Source organism: Chitinophaga sp. W3I9, from assembly GCF_050434025.1.
In the GTDB taxonomy this organism is placed as follows: domain Bacteria; phylum Bacteroidota; class Bacteroidia; order Chitinophagales; family Chitinophagaceae; genus Chitinophaga.
In genome coordinates this window covers 7,545,397-7,564,121 of the sequence record NZ_JBNPWC010000001.1, presented here as the reverse complement: position 1 = coordinate 7,564,121, position 18,725 = coordinate 7,545,397, and the positions used below count along the sequence as shown (strand labels likewise).

The window sequence follows — 18,725 nt, the reverse complement described above, 5'->3', positions numbered from 1 at the left end:
GACATCATTTGTCGACCCGCGCTTTATTTTAAAGTAAGTATTACTTCTGGTAGCTGCCCACCAGTTTTATGAGTTTATCAGGTGCATTGGAAATAATGCCGTCTACTCCCCAGGAGATGAGTTTTTTTAATTCGCTTTCGTCATCTACGGTCCAGGGAATCACCGCCACTTTTTTATCGTGTGCTTCTTTTACCAGGGTCGGCGTTACCAACAGGTAGTTTGGGCTATAGATGGTGGGCGTGAATCCCAGCTTCTCAAGGTTGTCGCTGAAGCTGTCTTTGTTACCTATCAGCAAAGCGGTTTTCTGACCGGGATGGGTTTTATGCAATTCCTGGAGTGTGCGGATGTCGAACGACTGGATAATAACGCGGTCCGTAATTTTTTTCCTGTTGATGACTTCCATTACGCGGGCTACAAATTCCGCTGGTCCGGGATTATAGATGCCATCGCCATCGGGAGCGCTTTTGGTTTCCATGTTGTAAAACACTGGTTTGAGGTGATGTGTTTTTACATACGTTTCCACACTATCTATCAGGTCTGTTAGCAGTGGCCGGTGAACCATCATTTTTTCCTGTTGCGGAAAGCGGGGATGTGGTTTTGTACCTGCGTCATATTTCCGGATGCTGTCGTAAGACATTTTATACAACGCGAGGCTTTTTTCTTCGGCTTTGGAGATATCCGAGCCATCAGGCTTACGCATAAATTCTGCCGACATATACGCATCGTGCGATACGACTACCTGTTGATCTGCTGTAATGATGCAGTCGAGCTCCAGTGTTCTGGCGCCTAATTTTACGGCGTTGATCATAGCGGGAATGGTATTCTCCGGCATCAGGGCCATTCCCCCGCGATGTGCCTGTATATCTATCGGTTGTTGTGCGATTGCGCTACTGGTAAACAGGCTACCCAGGACAGCTAAAAATAAAGTACGGTTCATCATTGCAAAGTGAATATAAATGGTTTACCGGCAATGTTATTTTATTGTTGCTTCACGATCCTTGCGGCCCACCCGCCGCCAACGTTCATTACTACCGGTACTTTCGAGTTTTTATCTACCGTTATCTGTTCCATTTTATAGTCTTGTGCGTTCCTGTCGGCGTTGATACCATCTTTCCAGACATGCATGGTATAGGTACCTTCTGGCAGGAAAGAACAATCCAGTGTTAAGGTGCGTGGTGTGAAGTTTGTCATACCGCCTACATACCAATCGCCGTTAGCGGCCTTGCGCGCGGTAAGGATATAGTTGCCAACGCTGGCCTGCAGGGCAATAGTGGTATCCCATACGCTGGGAACCGCCTCCAGGAACTGCATACATTCCGGTTCTTTGTAATAGTGCGTGGGATTATCTGCCAGCATTTGCAGCGGACTTTCATATACCACGTACATTGCCAGTTGATGGCAACGGGTACCGATGCTCATTGGGTTGCTGAAATGAGGAGCCCAGTCTCTTTTTTGTGCATTCAGCATAGCGCCGGGTGTATAGTCCGCCGGTCCTGCTGCCATACGGATAAAGGGAAAGGTAACGTTATGATCCGGTGCAATGGATTTGCTTTGATCGCCTTTGCTTTGCTCCAGTCCATACACGCCTTCAAAGGAAATTACGTTGGGGTATGTACGTTGGAGCCCCGCGGGTTTATGCGCGCCATGGAAGTCTACCAGCATTTTATGTGCAGCAGCGGCTTTGGCCACCCTTTCATAAAAGTTCACCATTGGCTGGTCATCGCGCTGCATGAAGTCGACCTTAATCCCTTTGATATTCCATTTGGCAAAGAGTTCCATTGCGGCGTCCAGCTGTTGATCCAGTGCCAGCCACGTCGTCCACAGGATGATGCCTACATTTTTGGAAGCCGCGTAGCGCGATAATTCTTCCATATTTATGTCGGGCACTGTTTTCAGCAGGTTGCGGGTATCGCTCCAGCCTTCGTCCAGTACTACATATTCCAGTTTGTATTTAGCGGCAAAGTCGATGTAATATTTATAAGTGTCGGTGTTGATACCCGCCCGGAAATCCACCTGGTAAATATTATTATCGTTCCACCAGTCCCAGATGGCCTTGCCGGGCTTCACCCAGCTGTAGTCGCCCGCAGCCGGCTCCGCGAGTTGATAAGGAAGTTCATTTACCAGCAGGTCTTTATCTTCCGGTGCTATCATCACCATGCGCCAGGGCAATTGGGAAGCGCCTTCTTTTTTGGCGATAAAATGCTCCCTGGTTTCTACTTCTTCATCGCGGTCGGAGGTTACTTTTTTCTTTATCGGGTAGTGGGGAAATACGGCCTCCAGTGTGTTGCTGCCATTTCCCTGAAGCCACATTCCTGCGTGATTAAGGAGACCGGTTTCGGTGATCAGTAATTTGGCGCCGTTTACGCTGAACAGTGCAGGCAGGCTGGCCAGGCTTTTCGGGCCGCGGATACTATCTATGGTCAGTTTTTTATAGAGGCGTTCGTTATGGGAGAAGAACCCGCTTTCAACCGGGTACCAGGCGCTGTCTTTCGCCTGGAGGGCGAAGCCGGCCTGCTCGTTCACCACCTGCCAGGCGCCTTTGTTATTAATGAGCCATCGCCATGCAATACCATTGTTGTAGGCGCGCCATTGCAGGGAGGTGCGGTTTTTAAAATTGAGCTGCAACTGATCGTAGCGATCTTCAATGAAGGTACTTTTCTGCTTTACTACCGGGCGAAGCGTTTGTGTTACCGACGACGTTTTAGTGCCGGCAACTTTCCAGTTACCATCACGGCTAACAGAGGTAGCCACGCCGATAGTGGCCGGCTGCAACAATACCTGGCCATTGTAGGATAAGGAATACTGTATACTATCCCTTACGGTTATACGTATATTTATTTTACCGTCGGGCGAACGCAATGTATATTCCTGTGCCGCTGCTGCTATGCTTCCTGTAATGGCTATCCAGGCAAGCATCCATCCTTTCAGATTCATTATTTCCGTTTTAAGTTGTAAAATGAAGTTCCTCCGCTCGGAGAAGCGGGGGTTAAATTAATCGTTATTTTATAAACTTTACATGATAAATTACGGGCCGCATTATGAAAGCTGCGTTCAATAATAGCACTGATTGCTGGCCTGCTAGATAAGTTAATATTTCATCGCGGGCCGTTATATACATTTGAAGTTGTAAACATTAGGTATCCTGCTTATTATTTAACGGCAGAGCTCTTTTATTTTATCGCATCAACGGCGTTATTTTTTTGTTGGCGTATGATTGAAATTGTGGCACTTGTTGTATATTAGTTGCTGACTGTAACCATGTCAATCTCCTGTTGTGTGTTTTAACCCGTTAATGGCAACAGCAGATATTAATTCCAATTTTTTGAAGTAGTTACCCGATATCATTTCTATGGTGATAAAAAGGTATAACCATATTTAAAACCGTAAAAGCTGCGAAATGTCATTGTATACGCACACCTCATTCACTATTGGTGATCATCATTTTACTTCTTTTCATTCCCTTGTCCTGCATCAGACTATACGCGGTCATCATAGCTTTGAGATCATGATCGGGTACGACTGGCTTACCAAACTCGGAAAAGGATTGTTTAATGCCGGTAAGGAGTTCCTGGGAAAAGAAATTTCTATCTCTGTAAAACCTGTTGAATCAAATGCCGTATACAAACCTTTAAATTTTAATGGTATTGTGAGTGGTATCAGCATGGGAAAGGAGACCGATGGTACGCACGGATTTTGCGTGATCAAAGGACATAGTGTAACTATCCTGCTGGAAGATGATGAACATATTGCCTGTTATGAGCAGAAAACATTGTCGGCCATTGTGAATGAAGCCCTGAAGGGATGCGGGCCTTACGCCAAATCGCCCGCCGTAGATCCGGCACATACCGATGCGCTGAAATATATTGTACAATATAAAGAAACCACCTATGAGTTTATAGACAGGCTCGCCGCCCGTTTCGGGGAATGGTTTTTTTATGATGGAGAGAAGGTGGTGTTTGGAAATTACCGTCCGCAGAAGACAACGCTTACACACCAGGTAGACCTGATCGGGTTTAACCTCGATCTTACCGTGAAGTCCAACAATAGCCGCTTCTATGGCTATGATTACCGGCAAAACCAGGCGGTAAGCAACGATACCCTGTCGGTGCCCGCAGGTAACACCGACGTATATACGAGCCACCTGAAAGAAGTAAGTGAACGGCTGTATAAAAAAACGTCGCAGTATAAACTGAACCAATCGTTTGGTACCGCAGCAAAATCGCAACTGGATAAATATACGCAGGTACAAAAGAAGGGAAGGCTTTCGCAAATGGCCGTCCTGAAAGGTACCAGCCAGCAGAGCGCATTACGTATCGGGGATATCATTACCGTTAATGAATCGGTACTTTCCAATGAGCACCATGGCGAGTTTGTAGTAACGCAACTCGCGCACTACTGCACAGAAAACGGATTATATAAAAATACCTTTGAAGCCATACCCGCCGCAGCAGCCATGCCGGAGGTAGACCTGTACCGCACGCCGGTATGTGAAGCGCAAAGCGCTGTGGTGACCGATAATAATGACCCCAAAGGACTGGGCCGTGTACGGGTAAAATTTCAATGGCAGCAACAAGGAACTACGCCCTGGCTACGATTGGTATCCCCGCATGGAGGTACTGAGAAAGGGTTCTATTTTATACCTGAAAACGGGGAGGAAGTATGGGTAGATTTTGAAGGAGGTAATCCTGAAGTGCCAGTCGTACTTGGCACCGTGTATAACGGAAACGCGAAAACGGGCTTCGGTGACGCGCAAAATAACCTGAAGGTCATTAAAACCCGCAGCGGGCATATCATCCGCCTGGATGATACCGACGGCGCAGAAAGCATCACCATCACCGATAAATCCGGTAACATCGTTACAATGGATACCAGTGCCCAAAGTATTAACATCGCCGCGATGGAAAACATCACTATCAATGCTAAAAATATCAGCTTTACAGCAAAAGAAAATATACAGGTAAGCGCCGGTAAAAACCTGTCGCAAACTGCGGTGAAGGACTTTAGCCTGCTTGCTGCCAATATCAAAGAGGTGGCGGATGATACACTCCAGCGCACTGCTAAAAATATTGAGAAGACCGCCGAGAAAGTGAGTATGAACAGTACCAAAGAAAATATTGAAATGCACAGCGCCAAGCAGATCGTGAATAAAAGCGGCGACAAGGCGAAAATGTTTTAACCCCACAACCAGGTACAGATGGGAAATATGATCTCAGTAGCAAAAACAATTGTTGAAAGCTCCGAGCTGTCAACTACCTATGCCACCAATGGCGATATCAGCTTGAATGCCGCCAGCCAGGTAAAACTGCGCAGCACAGAGAAAATTATTTATGACAAGTATAAGGCGCCGCCAGCAAAAGAGAAGGAACTGAAAAAGTTCCTGGTACACTTCAGGCGGCCGGCGGGTTACAAAGGGGAATATGGGTTCGACTGGCTCCGGGACGAATATATCTATCCCCTTATTTACATTGAACGCGATAATAATAACCAGCCGTGTAACAGCACAGTACCACTGGTTAGCGACGTAGCCGCCGCAAAAAGCGAATACCTGAAAGACGTAAAGAACCCGGTGAAGCCATACGGTGTTGACTATTACCCCGCCTGGTTGTCACTTTTTCCTTATACTACTTCACAACAGTTTAAATACGGTTCTTCCATGAATAAAGATGGCGCCCGGCTGGACCTTGAACTGGAAGAGATAGAGGAAGTAGTCAGCGATGGTACCGAGATTATCTTCGAATCAAAAAATCCTAACCTGAAAATAACCCCGCAGAAAATAAATATCGCTGCATTAATGGGAAGCGGCCAGCAAACGCGCTTCCGGCCAGGCGGCGTAAAAGTTAAGTACTATACGTTGAAAGGCGCCGTGAATGTAGTAAATGCCAATGCTCCGCTGCAACAGCATGAAGAAATAAAAGTGTTTGCAAAACTGGGCAATAAGAAGGAAGAAGTGGGCAAGCTGATGGTGTATAATAATCACGTCATTCCCAAAATGGAGCTGATACTGGTGAAGGTAGGCACACAGGCAAACAGTCTTCCTGCTATTGATCAGCAAATGGTAAAGGACATAGAGTACCAGTTTAAAAGAGGTTCATATAACCAGGCGCTCATCCGCGCCGAAATTAAAACCGACACCATTTTTGAAACCGGCGTACTCCCTTTAACCGACCATGACGTTACCAGCTATTGGAATAATGTTCTTGGCGGAGCAGCAGCCTTCAATGAGCAACAGTTCCTGGAGGAAGTGATGAAGCTGTATGAAAAATACGGGCAGCACAAACCCAATGGCGGCCGCATTAACGCCGATGCCAACAAACGCACCTATATATTCCTCACGGATTTACCCGCCGATTTTAACGGCATCGCTGCTGCCGCCGACGGAGACGTTATAAAGGAATTTGTATGGGGAAATGCCTTCGTTGTATTTCTGAAAGGGCTCAATCAACGGCGTACCCTGTTGCATGAAGCGGGGCATTCGCTGGGCTTGCAGCATACTTTCAGTGCCGGGCAGCCTATGGCCGGACTAAAACCGCCGCCCTATACTTTTTACCAGGGCCATACCGACAACATCATGGATTATACCTGGCAAACAAACGGTAATCTGAATCCACACAATGCTAAAGATAATATGCGGTCCTTTTTTAAGTTCCAGTGGGACATCATGAGACAGGACCGGAGTTTAATTTTAAATTACTAGTATGCGCGGCAGTTTGATTACGCTTTTATTGATGCTAATGGTAATGGATATACTACCGGCACAAACAAAACCCGGAACCGGTGCAGTAGCCTGGGTACACTTCGGTGTTTTTTCCACCGGCATCCGGGTGAAATACCGCGTTACGCCTGAAGTACTGGAGCGATACTGGCTGGATACCACTGGCGTAAAAATAGATTCGTCCGTGCAAACATTATCCTCCGGTCAATGGCAGCGAAGCCGTTTTGTGCTGGATTCCATCCCATCACTGTTGTTAACCGCCGGTACTACTACTCATAGCTGGGGTTGCCTGTATTGCGGAGAGCAGCCGGTGGTAATAGTGGAAGTTGGGTTTAAAGATAAAAGGCCGCCTATGTCGTACCAGATAGATGCCGACACCGGCCGCATCCCGGCAGCTATCAGGCATTACGTGGGAAACCTAAAAAAAGAGGTATCGCAACTGATTACTGAAGGGAATAAAAAAAAGTAGCCATACCGATATGAGTAATCGTTCTTTCCGGTTTAACCCGGTACATCTCAGCAGAACTTACGGCGTAACCTATATTATTCAATCGGCCGGCAGGGAACAAGCGATCAGTTATGAGATAACGGTAAGCTGCTCCAAAAGATTACCCGGTAATATGTTCCTGTTTGAAATCAATAAAGGGCAGGTATACATTAACGATCAGGCGCCGGAAAAAATGATTGATAAGCTCGCGGAGCAATGTGGGAAAGTATTGTATCCCTTGCAGATAAAGGTGAACGAAGCCGGGCAATTTACCGGCATCGCCAACCAGTTACAAATTGCTGCTGCCTGGGCTGCCGCCAAACCGGGCATTCAACAGTATTATACCGGCGATATTACAGACGAAATAATAGCATATATGGACCTGGCAGTAAGCAGCGAAGCACATATTTACCGGTCGTTGTGCCGCGATTGGTTTATGGCCCTTTATTTTGCCGACCTGTATCAGCCAGGCAGCGATATCATGAAACGCCAGCTTACTGCGGCATTGCCGGTAATGCCTTATACCGCGCCCGTGCTGTTTAACGTTACGCAGCAACCCATACAGCACAATACCGCCAGCGGCAGTTTGGTGCTCCAGCAGAAAGGTAGTTGCAGTGACCCGCGTAGTGCGGAAGACATTTCCGCGGAAAAAGAAATTCCCTTGTCCCGGCAGTTACACGGTATTCACACACCCGCAAAAGGGCAGGTGGATATCACTTATAAATTATACCAGACAGATTATTCGATCAATGCCATCACAGGAGAATGCAGTTTGCAGCTTGTACCTGGCCAGGATAAAAAAGTAACATTTACGATCTATCATTTGCGGGAAAAAGATAAAACGCAGGCGCCGGCAATGTCAGTGCTGTTGCCGGAAAAGGAGTTATCGGGGAAGAAGAAAAGTATTTTTTCCTTCTTTTTCAACCGCAGGGAAAATTAAAAAGATATGAGCGAAAAACATCTGGTTTGTCAGGGCGCCGTTTGTAAGTGCCAGTTTGGTACAGCCCCCGATAAACTGAAAGTGAAGAGTCAGCAGGTGCATTATATCAACGACAAAGACGGTGCAGAGAAACCGTTGGGGAATACCAAAGATATTGGTCAGCCTTTTGAAGCCAATACCTTTGGTAGTTGCAGTAAAAAGAATAATACTCCCTGTACGCCGTCAGTTACGGCCTGGAGCGGTTTTTATGATAAAGTGGTATTACCGGGAGATGCTTATATTTTGCTGGAAGATAGTAAGGCGACCTGCGCCACCGGTGGAAAAGATTGTATCGCTATCACCTTTCACGGGCAAACAGCCGATATGACAAAAAAGGATGCGGAGAAAGCTGACAAGGAAGTACAAACACACCTGAATCCCATGATGGATGTACAGAAAGTAGAAGAAGATTTATTTCTGATCCGGTTTCCACAGGGACAGCCGTTTTAAAAATAGTTGCCATGTCTGATAATAAAAAGCTGGTAGTCACCATCCCGGCAGCGAAAGGATCGGTAGATGTAAAAACTTCTACCGCCGTATTAAACGAGGCCGGAACAGTGCGGGCAGAAATGAAACGCATTACCACGATGGTGGAAAAACTGCCGGTGCCTGCCAAGATCAGCGTTCCCATGAAAATGCCGGAAGGTGATAAAACCCCTTACCGCTGGATCTGGTCGATGTTGCGCACACTTACATTTAAGAAAACGGATGTGAACGAAGCACTGAACGGGCCGGTGGTGCATCCCAATTTCCCGAAGATAGTGGAAGGTGGCGGACTTGGTTGGCTGGAGCCTTTTCTCGACGGACATGAACCTACCAATTCAGCGGCGCATGGCTACTTTATTGCTGCGCGCGGGAAGCCGGCGATTATGTCCGCCGAGTGGCGGGAGTTTACACCCAATAATGACGGTAAAATTATCACCGGCAGCACTAAAAAATTCAGGGAAAGTGTGCAGCTTCATATTTACACCCGCGCCCTGTACGGGCAGGAACTACGGATTTTCCTGATGGATAATGATACCGCTACAGCAGATGATGATCTGCCGCCATGGGAGCGGGTTGCTGGAGAAGCACAGAAGGAGCCGGGGAAAGAAACCCCTGATGATGCCATCAAATATTTCACCCGGCAGGTGAAAATAATGCCCATGCTGTCGGATGAAACCAGTCGTGGGGAAACGTTGCAGACAAGTGATTTTGTAATAAAAGATAAGTCAGGGAAAGAGATGAAGGTGGCCGCCGGCTCCATCACCTACCAGAACTTCGTGCAAAAAATAGTGATAGACGTTTTCCTGGATGACCTCTGGAAGCCCGGTGCAGGCGAAGTACTGGAAATATATCCCATCGTAAAAACACGCGATGGCAAGCTCTCTAAAACATTGTCGAAGTGCTTCCTTAATGTAAAGGAAGATCCCAAAGTAAAAGAATCTCCCCTGATGTATGGCGGTAATAAGCCGGTGCTGGCAGGAGATATTCCTACCAATACGCGCAAGTTCCAGCCTTGTAAGTATGGCATGATCACCGTGGAAGACAAAGACGGCACACAAACCATCTTTGATGAAAATGTACTGGACTTTCAGCCACCGGAAAACCTCACCTATAACATAGTGGCAGGAAGCGAAACCGCGAAGAAAACCATCAAACTCAGCGTGCAAAGCCTGGTGACGCATGAAGATGAATGTACAGCGTCGCCGAAGCATAAGGACCATGTAATAGACCTGAGCAGCTTTGGCGCCAAAGGATATAAGAAAGAAGACGTGAAGGCCGGTGTGAAACGGGAAAAAGAAAAAGAGAGTGCCGCCAAGGGGAAATTTGAAATAAAGGCCAATAACTATAAGTTTAAAAGAGATACCAACGCTTCTTTTTCCGGTGTGATAAAGGTATCGGATGAAGAACTGGAATTTGATGCGCAGTACAAGTATAATTTCTTTGATGAAAACAATCATGTGCTTTTTGAGCGGATCCTGGGCTATTTGTGGATTCCTGCGGCACAAGCCGACCATTTCCCGGTAACTATACAAACCTGTCGCTGGAAACATATTATCGACTTTGCGGTGTATCCCGATATAAAGTGGACAGCAGCCCTGGCGTTTAACATGGACAAAGCCGATTTTGATGCGCTGAAAACCAAATTCGCGGAAGCAAATAATGGTAAAGGAATAAAGAATGCTTTGCAGCGGTTTACCATGAACCGGCTGGAAGGCGTGGAAAAGATCGGGGAGGCTGCGAAAGGCCGCTGGAGCAAGCCCACACCTACGCTGGACCGCCACAATGAAGAGTTAGGTACTGAATTGGGTGAAATGTTTGCACTGCCAAAAGATAAAAAGGCGGCGCCAACCCCGGTGAAATCGAAAGGTAAGTTTGCAGAGCTGGTGGAGCTGCTGAAAGAATTCGATTTCTCCATCAAGGTGGAATGGAATAATGATACCGAGAGCGTGGATCCTATTGAGGATATGATTGCCAAATATTACAATGTACTGAAGGCCGGATGGAACCTGGTAAAGGAGTTCAGGAATATTATTCATGGCAACCATACCAATAAAGCGGATACTTCCGGCGACGACGGGAAAGATCCCGACGAGTTTATCAATAAAAACAAAGGGAACCCCGATAAAAATATCCAGGGGCTTATTCAGCGGATGCAGCGCAAGCCATTTGATTATGAGCTGCAGTTTCCAAAGCTGGGGCTGGCTGCTTCGTGGTACTATGAAACCATGCCGCCACAAAAAGGCGACAGCAAGTTGTGGGGCGCGGGCAAAACTGTGCTGGTAAAGCTGGATGCCAAACCGTTGGTAGGGATCGACCTGAAGTGGGATTTCCTGGAACTGCTTTGCCGCCGGCACCCCATTGCCTATGCCATCTTAAAGGCCGTAGACGCGTTGCTGTACATATGTGCGGACGACGACAGTAAAGTGGATATCAGTGTAACCCTCTCCGGTAAAATAGACCTGGAAGCCACCTTTAAACACAACACGGTGGGAGGGAATGTATTCACCCGGACAGCCGGTGCATCAGAAAAGAAGGAAGACCTGATAAAGGGAGGGGCAGCAGTGTCAGTGAAGCTGGAATGTAAACTGTATCTGAGTAAAACGGCCACCGCATTCAAGGTAAAAGTAGTAGTGGCGCTGGGAATAGGACTGGAAGGAAGTTCCGGCCTGGGATTGCAGGCCAGGATTGGTTCTGATGACGCGGGATTATTTGTAGGATTTGATTTGATTTTTGAAGGCATAAAAATTGAAGGGTATGTGGAGGCAAAGGTGAACGTAGGGGAAAAAACAAAAGAGGTAAAGAAGAAGAAAGGCGCCCCGGAGAAACCGGCCGAGTACAATAAACTGGTAGAAGCCAATCCCAAAGCGTCTTTTGAAATCGGTATCGATGAGAAAAAGATCTCTTTGAAAAAAATATACTTAACAAAAAAAGAATCGGACGGATGAGCAAACCAGCAATCATCATCTCATTAATTTTACTGATCGGCCTGCATAGCTGCGGGCAGGGAACAAATGCAAAAAAAGAAAGCATGAATCAGGGCATAAAGGAAAAATATCTGAACAGTTATAAACTGGTAAAAAAATACGACTATAATCCGCGTTTTATCCTGGATTTTAACAGCTACAATTGTACCTATGAAATACTGGTTAACGATATGCCCGCCTATTCGGACTTTGGCGGCGGGAACCAGGGCGGTGCTGTATGGCCAATATCTCCCAATATCCTGAAAAGCGGTAAGCAAACCATTACTATCAGGGTATTCCCAAAAGTAGATGACGATGATAAAATGGAACCGTTTTTACCGGCAAAAAACTGCGGCCTGGAAGTAAAGGTGCTGTATGGCGATGAAGAAAAAGAAAAGCCTAAAGAATACAAACAACTCTTTTATTATAAAATGCCGGAGATAAAACTTGATAATGTACCCTACCTCGAATTTAAAGGCACCTTTGAGGCTTCTACCCCTTACCAGCTGAAGGGATGGAGCCAGAGCCAGGATCTGCGGAAAGAAGATAAAACGCAGCTCACAAAAGAAGTGCTGGCCTTTTACAACCAGTACCGCAAACTGATGGCAGATGGTAACATGAATGCCGTGGCGGAGCTGATCTACAACCGGGAACTGGAAACAGAACAGGCTTATTTTCAGAACAAGCCTGCTGATGCAGCAGAAACCTGGAACCGGTTTGACCAGATCAAGGCTTATCACCTGGAGATGCTGCCATTGGAGCATTATGAACTGCGCTTTTTTGGCGACGGCAGGGTAGTGGGATTGATCCGCACGGATGATGAACTGAGGGGAGAATCGGCCCTGGCTGGCATTACCGACAATAAGTATAAGATATATAACCTGTTACTGCATAAGCCCGCAGGGAGTGACCAGTTGCAGGTAATCCGGTGATATAACAGATTTATGAAGGAAAGGGAACAGCATATCACTATGTTGTTCCCTTTTTATTTTACCATATATTTTAAAATCAACATCTTTTTATTAACTTTTCACTCAAACATCTGAACGTTATGAACCTGCGATTACCCGCCATTATTGGTATTATTGGATGGACCGTTGTTTCCTGCGGAGAAGCAAAGGCACCGGAAGCCGCTACAGCGTTATCTTTAATAGGTACCTGGAAATTAGCATACAGTAAGATGATTAAGAACGGAGATACCACTGATACGTATCCCGTAAAAGGTCAGGAGATGATCAAAATGTTTAATGGCAGTCATTTTGCTTTTTTCAAGCATGATGTTTCGAAAGGAAGCGACAGCAGCACTGCTGTTTTCGATTCCGGTGCAGGTACTTATGAGTTAACAGGCGATAAATACGAGGGAGCACTTGCAGTATTGCAGCTACCGCCCCTGGGAAGACATGCATTTCACTTTCACACTTAGCTTACAGCATGATACGCTGATTCAGCGGGGTATAGAAAAGATTGATAGCCTCAACGTTAACCAGGAAATCCTGGAAGCGTATATCCGTGTACGTTAAGTTATTTTACCATGAGCAGCAATATTCCCTTTCAAGCTATCGATTGGTCATTAATTCCGAAAACAGTCCACCCGGGAGAAAACGGTACCGCGTGGTGGCAAACATTGCAGTTCCCCGGGCTCCGGATAAGAATGGTGGAGTATTCTCCCGGTTATCTGGCTGATCATTGGTGCAGAAAAGGGCATATTGTACATTGCCTGCAAGGTGCTTTTGTAAGCGAGTTGCAGAGTGGTGAAAACTTTGAATTATCTGAAGGCATGAGTTATGTGGTGACAGATGATCTGAGTAGTCACCGTTCAGTTTCAACAACTGGTGTTAAACTCCTGATCATAGACGGTGATTTTCTGAAGTTATCCGTATAATTCCTCTCTTATTTCTCTTCTTCTTTCCGGCCGGTTAATCCGTCCTTCCGGGTGCTATTGCTACGCCCGTTAAGCCCTCCCTCACACCTCACCCATGGAAATTACATTGTGCTTTTAACTAATGTTTGTTTTTCCTTGCCAGGCAGCCATGGTATTGAATCTTACCACTTCTAAAACATTCGTGCTTAACAATGGATTAACCAGTCGGGATGTTTTATAACGTTACTTTTATTCCAGATTTAGAAAAAAGGAATGCAAAATAAACCACTTTTAACCACCGTAGTAAACCATTAAAAAGCTTGATTTTCTAACACCTGTATTGTCAATAAAAGTCGAAATATTTTTCCTAAACCAGTCTCTCAAAAAGGAAATGAGAATGCAACATAACAACCAAGATGCCGTCCTGCTGGAACTGCTTAAAGATGGTAGTACCGAAGCATTTACAATTGTGTACAAAAAATATAGCCGCATCCTGCTACTGCTGGCTATAGATATGCTAAAGGACGAAGAAAAAGCAAAAGATGTTCTCCAGGAATTTTTTCTGGACTTCTGGCAGAAGAAATTGTTCCTGAAGATTGATGCTAATTACCAGAACCGGGACAGTTCCTGTATTATGAAAAGTTATCTGTATGCCAGCATACGGAACCGCTGTCTCAACAAAATTACGCGGGAAAGGAAATTTTCCTGTGTTATTCCGGATGAAGCTTTTGTACCGAGCGATCCGTTGGAAAGCGAAGAAATTTACTGCCAGGTGAATATCGCACTGAAGAAAAAAGTACCGCCTAAATCCTCTACGGCTTTCCGTTTAAGACACTATGATCAGAAAAGCCATAAAGAAATAGCGGAAGAGATGAACACCAGCATTCAAACGGTGAAAAACCAGATTGGTACTGCTGTAAAGATTTTACGCGGTTATTTTACACCTGCCCACCTGTAATCCGGGAAACCTTACTTTAAACAATTTGACGGTTGTTGCCCACCGCCCTTCAATGGGTAGTGGCAGGGATTTGCTTTATATGGTCATCCTGGTGGACCTTTTTGAGTCCGCCAGGGATCTAATGGCTTTTGAAGAATGATAAGCGTGGCTATCCTTGGTGGTGGCGTATTTTGCGTTGATGCACCCCGCCAGCCAACCGGTTGCCGCTGTGCATAAATAATTATTTCCCGATTGCGTAAATCGTTTTCCCGATACAATAGATAATTTGGCCTTTTCTCAATGCACCTTTGCATCGTAAAACGATAAGACCAACATGACAAGGGCATACCTGTTTCTAACATTTTTTCTACTTCCATTTACCTTAATATACGCCGGCGTGCCGGACGAAGGAGCCAACAATACCATTCAGGGCATTATTACCACATCAGACGGTCACCCGGCTACCAACGTAACCGTTATCCTGAAAGGCATTTCAAAAGGAATGATCACCAACCAGAGCGGCGAATTCCTCTTCAAAAATATTCCGGACGGCAACTACGAGCTGGAAGTATCTATGATCGGATTTGAAACCATCAGGAGAACCGTTGCTGTAGTAAACGGCAAAAGTGTACTCCTGCAAATAGAACTGAAAACATCTTCCCAAAACCTCGAAGAAGTGGTAGTAGCCACCGGGGGAAACCGCTTTGCCAAAAAGGAAAGCGAAGATGTATCCAAACTGCCGTTAAGAAACCTCGAAAATCCACAGGTTTACAGCGTTGTAGGGAAGGAACTGATGAAAGAGCAACTGATAACAGATTATAACAGCGCCTTCAAAAATATACCGGGAGCAGGTATCCCCATCGTATACAACCAGGGAAGAAGCTCCGCCACTTCAAGAGGCTTCACCACCGCCAACCTGGTACGTAACGGCGTAGGCAGTTTTGTATATACTAATGTAGACCCGGCTAACCTGGAACGCATAGAAGTGATCAAAGGCCCCTCCGCCACACTATTTGGCAGCACCCTCTCTTCTTTTGGCGGCCTATTTAACCGGGTTACCAAAAAGCCATTCGACAGCTTCAAAGGAGAAGTATCTTACTCCGGCGGCAGCTGGGACCTGAACCGTCTCACACTGGATATCAATACCCCGGTAAATGAAGAGAAAACTGCGCTGTTCCGCTTCAATGGCGCTATCCACAGTGAACGCAGTTTCCAGGACGCCGGTTTCAGCAAAAACTATTTGCTCGCGCCTAGCTTTTCCTATAAAGTAAACGACCGGCTCACCATTTTGCTGGATGTGGAAATGAGCGGCTACAAAGCTACCTCCCCGATGAGAGTAGCCCCCTACACCAAAGGGAAAGCACGCAGCGTAGAAGAACTGGGTATGCCCTACAAACTCTCCTATGCCAACAATACCATGAGCTATAACAGTCAGCAGCTGAATGTTTTTGGACAGATCAAATATAAACTGTCCGGCAACTGGACCTCGCAAACCGTATTTTCCCGTACCCGCTCCAGCTCCGACGGATTCACCACGCAGCTGAATATATTAAGCGACAGCACGCTCCGGCAGGCAGTTACCTCGCAAACCTACCCTTACTATGGTACAGATATCCAGCAAAACTTTATAGGCGATTTCCGTATCGGTAAAATGCGTAACCGGTTGGTGATAGGCGTAGATTTTTATAGCCTGCGCGCCTCCCGGAATGATACTATCGTGAATATGCCGGCCATTAATTACAGAACTCCCGGCGATGCGTACTACAATTTCAATAAGGATAACGTAACACCGCTGTTTGCAAAACTTAAATTCCTGGCGTTCGACAGTAACCGTGAAAACACTTACAGCGCTTATTTCTCAGACGTTATTAATATCACAGAGCAGCTGCTGGTGATGGCAAGCTTAAGGCTGGATAATTATCACAATCTCGGCGCCTATTATCCCAGTAAAGATCTTACAGTAGGTAATTACACGCAAACGGCCCTATCACCCAAATTCGGGGTGGTATACCAGGTAATTAAAGACCGGTTTTCCCTGTTTGCCAACTACATGAACGGATTCCAGAACCAGTCAGGTACCGATTACAATGGCAACACTTTTAAACCACAACAGGCCAACCAGATAGAAGGAGGTATTAAAGCAGATCTTTTCAATGAGAAATTAAACGCCACGCTCAGCTACTACGATATTTCTGTTACTAACTCCGTATACGATGATACCGCTCACAGCGGATTTTCTCTCCAGGATGGAACCCAGCTCAGCAAAGGCTTTGAAGCCGAAGTAATTGCCAACCCGGTTCCCGGGTTAAATATCATTGCGGGCTATGCTTATAATGAAAGTAAAATGGATAAGGCGGATGCCAAATTCCAGGGACTGCGGCCATCTTCAGCGGGGCCAGCCACCACGGCCAACCTGTGGGTGAGCTACCGCCTGGTGCGGGGCACTGCGAAAGGACTTGGTTTCGCTTTTGGAGGCAACTACGGCAGCCAATCGTTTCAAACCAACACCAATGCCTTCGCATTTACCATACCTTCCTATACCGTGTTGGATGCATCCCTGTTTTACGACAAACCCGTTTACCGGATAGGCCTGAAAGTAGATAATATTACCAACGAAAAATATTGGTCGAACCGCCTGGCAGCACAAAACCCCACAAGGGTAACCGCTAACCTCACCATTAAGTTTTAAGCAACAACTGCAGGAGAGGTGGTCTCTCCTGCAGTTGCCGGAAGAAAGCGCCCCGGTATCATGATAATTACCACCAGCAATCACCCGCTCCCCAATGTTAAGTATATATTTCCTGTAACTTTTCCTTGTTCCCCCCGTTTAACAGGTAACCTTGTTTCGAAGAAAACACTGTAGAATTTCATCCCCTAAATAAATATCAATGAAACTGCCAAAATCATTACTCGGCGCCATCCTGATCGGTATCACCGTTCAAACAACCAGTTCCTGTAACAAGGATAAACCGGTTAAACCAAAAGAAAAGAAAGAAGAAGTGAAAAAGCCATATGGTGAAAATGGTTGTCCTGGCTGCGGAATGGGCTGATTCTCTCGTTACACTTAAACTTAATTCCAAAAGGTGCCGGAAATTTTATCAGCAGCCGCCTGCAACCTGGACGCCAACATACTGGCCGCATGTCTTCCGCTAATGGAAGAGTCACGACTGGAAGCCATTGAATGGTCGTTCGATGCCTTGTTTAAAGTGCAACAGATCCCATCCTGGTTTCTTGAATTGCTGACTGCCTACAGCAATGAGCAACGACTCATTGGGCATGGCGTATTCTTTTCCCTTTTTTCCGGAAAGTGGCGCCAGGAACAGGCCGATTGGCTGAAACAATTGAAAAAGGTCAGGGAGGAATTCCGGTTTGATCACGTGACGGAACATTTTGGCTTCATGACAGGCAGAGACTTTCATCACGGCGCTCCGCTGAATATTCCCTATACGAAAACCACACTCGACATTGGGAAAGACAGATTGAAGCGGATCTATGAAGCATGTGAATGCCCGGTAGGACTGGAGAACCTGGCCTTTTCCTATTCCCTGGATGAGGTAAAACGTCAAGGCGCCTTTTTGGAACAGCTCCTCGAACCTGTAAATGGTTTTATCATCCTCGATCTGCATAATCTCTATTGCCAGATCCACAATTTTAATATTCCATTCGAAGATATAATTACCCGCTACCCGTTAGACAAAGTACGGGAAATACATATTTCCGGTGGCAGCTGGGAGGACGCTCCCAATAGCCCGGTGAAGAGAATCAGGAGGGATACACATGATGATGCCGTTCCGGCAGAAGTATTTCATTTACTGGAAAACACGATAACCCGTTGTCCCCATCTTAAATATGTTGTACTCGAACAACTTGGAAATGCCCTTACCACCAGTGAAAGCAGGATTACTTTTTACAATGATTTTGGAAAGATGGAAAGTATTGTGAAGAAGAAAAGCACACCCGGTATATCATCTTACCATCCCTTTTTACCATCATCCCCGGTAATTACAGGTAACATCATTGAAGATGAAGTGCTGTACCATCAGCAGCTGGAACTTTCTGCTATACTGGAATCAGCAGCCTCCTGCCAGGAGGCTATTCACTCGCTCTCCCGCTCTTCCCTTGCACATACCGCCTGGCAAATTGAAAGCTGGGAACCTTATATGATAGATACCGCCATACAGATTGCACAAAAATGGAAGAAATAGCCGCTGTGCCCCCGTTCACAATTGAACAATAAATTGTACTGAAACTGAACAAAGTGCTTAATTTCATGTGTATAATTTATTGTTATTAAGAGGAT

Annotated in this window: 15 protein-coding genes; 13 read left to right on the top strand and 2 right to left on the bottom strand. The window is 46.1% G+C overall.

What is annotated here, in order from left to right; translation table 11 throughout:
* Window positions 1-40: 40 nt before the first annotated feature.
* Together QFZ51_RS30765 and QFZ51_RS30760 are read right to left on the bottom strand one after the other, a co-directional pair.
* The gene (locus QFZ51_RS30765) at window positions 41-940 is read right to left on the bottom strand and encodes a glycerophosphodiester phosphodiesterase family protein (RefSeq protein WP_429051330.1); all 900 of its coding nucleotides are present in this window, start codon (window positions 938-940) and stop codon (window positions 41-43) included.
* Window positions 941-978: 38 nt separating this feature from the next.
* Window positions 979-2,934 (bottom strand): glycoside hydrolase family 97 protein, encoded by a 1,956-nt coding sequence (locus tag QFZ51_RS30760; RefSeq protein WP_429051327.1) that lies wholly within the window; start codon window positions 2,932-2,934, stop codon window positions 979-981.
* A gap of 463 nt (window positions 2,935-3,397) precedes the next feature.
* On the opposite strand from QFZ51_RS30760, the gene QFZ51_RS30755 reads away from it, so the two are divergent.
* From QFZ51_RS30755 to QFZ51_RS30695, 13 genes are all read left to right on the top strand, one after another.
* Window positions 3,398-5,176 carry a type VI secretion system Vgr family protein gene (locus QFZ51_RS30755; protein ID WP_429051324.1) on the top strand — a complete coding sequence of 593 codons (1,779 nt, stop codon included), beginning with the start codon at window positions 3,398-3,400 and terminating at the stop codon, window positions 5,174-5,176.
* 18 nt (window positions 5,177-5,194) lie between these two features.
* Window positions 5,195-6,694 carry a zinc-dependent metalloprotease gene (locus QFZ51_RS30750; RefSeq protein ID WP_429051321.1) on the top strand — a complete coding sequence of 500 codons (1,500 nt, stop codon included), beginning with the start codon at window positions 5,195-5,197 and terminating at the stop codon, window positions 6,692-6,694.
* A gap of 1 nt (window position 6,695) precedes the next feature.
* Complete coding sequence (locus tag QFZ51_RS30745; protein WP_429051319.1) at window positions 6,696-7,181, top strand: hypothetical protein; 486 nt, start codon at window positions 6,696-6,698, stop codon at window positions 7,179-7,181.
* Window positions 7,182-7,191: 10 nt separating this feature from the next.
* Window positions 7,192-8,139, top strand: a complete 948-nt coding sequence (locus tag QFZ51_RS30740) for a hypothetical protein (protein WP_429051317.1) — start codon at window positions 7,192-7,194, stop codon at window positions 8,137-8,139.
* A gap of 6 nt (window positions 8,140-8,145) precedes the next feature.
* Entirely contained in the window at window positions 8,146-8,628 is a 483-nt protein-coding gene (locus QFZ51_RS30735) for a DUF4280 domain-containing protein (protein ID WP_429051315.1), read from the top strand.
* Window positions 8,629-8,639: 11 nt separating this feature from the next.
* A complete protein-coding gene (locus tag QFZ51_RS30730) occupies window positions 8,640-11,609 on the top strand; it encodes a hypothetical protein (RefSeq protein WP_429051313.1) in 2,970 nt (989 codons plus the stop codon).
* Window positions 11,606-12,559: a hypothetical protein gene (locus tag QFZ51_RS30725; RefSeq protein ID WP_429051310.1), complete on the top strand. Its 954-nt coding sequence runs from the start codon at window positions 11,606-11,608 to the stop codon at window positions 12,557-12,559. Before QFZ51_RS30730 ends, QFZ51_RS30725 begins: the two co-directional genes overlap by 4 nt.
* Before the next feature lie 119 nt (window positions 12,560-12,678).
* A complete protein-coding gene (locus QFZ51_RS30720) occupies window positions 12,679-13,050 on the top strand; it encodes a lipocalin family protein (RefSeq protein WP_429051307.1) in 372 nt (123 codons plus the stop codon).
* A 108-nt stretch (window positions 13,051-13,158) separates the two neighbouring features.
* Window positions 13,159-13,509, top strand: a complete 351-nt coding sequence (locus QFZ51_RS30715; protein WP_429051304.1) for a DHCW motif cupin fold protein — start codon at window positions 13,159-13,161, stop codon at window positions 13,507-13,509.
* A 376-nt stretch (window positions 13,510-13,885) separates the two neighbouring features.
* Entirely contained in the window at window positions 13,886-14,446 is a 561-nt protein-coding gene (locus QFZ51_RS30710) for an RNA polymerase sigma factor (RefSeq protein ID WP_429051302.1), read from the top strand.
* Between the two features lie 313 nt (window positions 14,447-14,759).
* Complete coding sequence (locus QFZ51_RS30705; RefSeq protein WP_429051300.1) at window positions 14,760-17,114, top strand: TonB-dependent siderophore receptor; 2,355 nt, start codon at window positions 14,760-14,762, stop codon at window positions 17,112-17,114.
* Window positions 17,115-17,313: 199 nt separating this feature from the next.
* The gene (locus tag QFZ51_RS30700; protein ID WP_429051298.1) at window positions 17,314-17,475 is read left to right on the top strand and encodes a chryseobasin-related MNIO class RiPP peptide; all 162 of its coding nucleotides are present in this window, start codon (window positions 17,314-17,316) and stop codon (window positions 17,473-17,475) included.
* A 33-nt stretch (window positions 17,476-17,508) separates the two neighbouring features.
* On the top strand, window positions 17,509-18,630 hold the full coding sequence (locus tag QFZ51_RS30695; RefSeq protein WP_429051296.1) for a multinuclear nonheme iron-dependent oxidase: 1,122 nt from the start codon (window positions 17,509-17,511) through the stop codon (window positions 18,628-18,630).
* Window positions 18,631-18,725 lie beyond the last annotated feature (95 nt).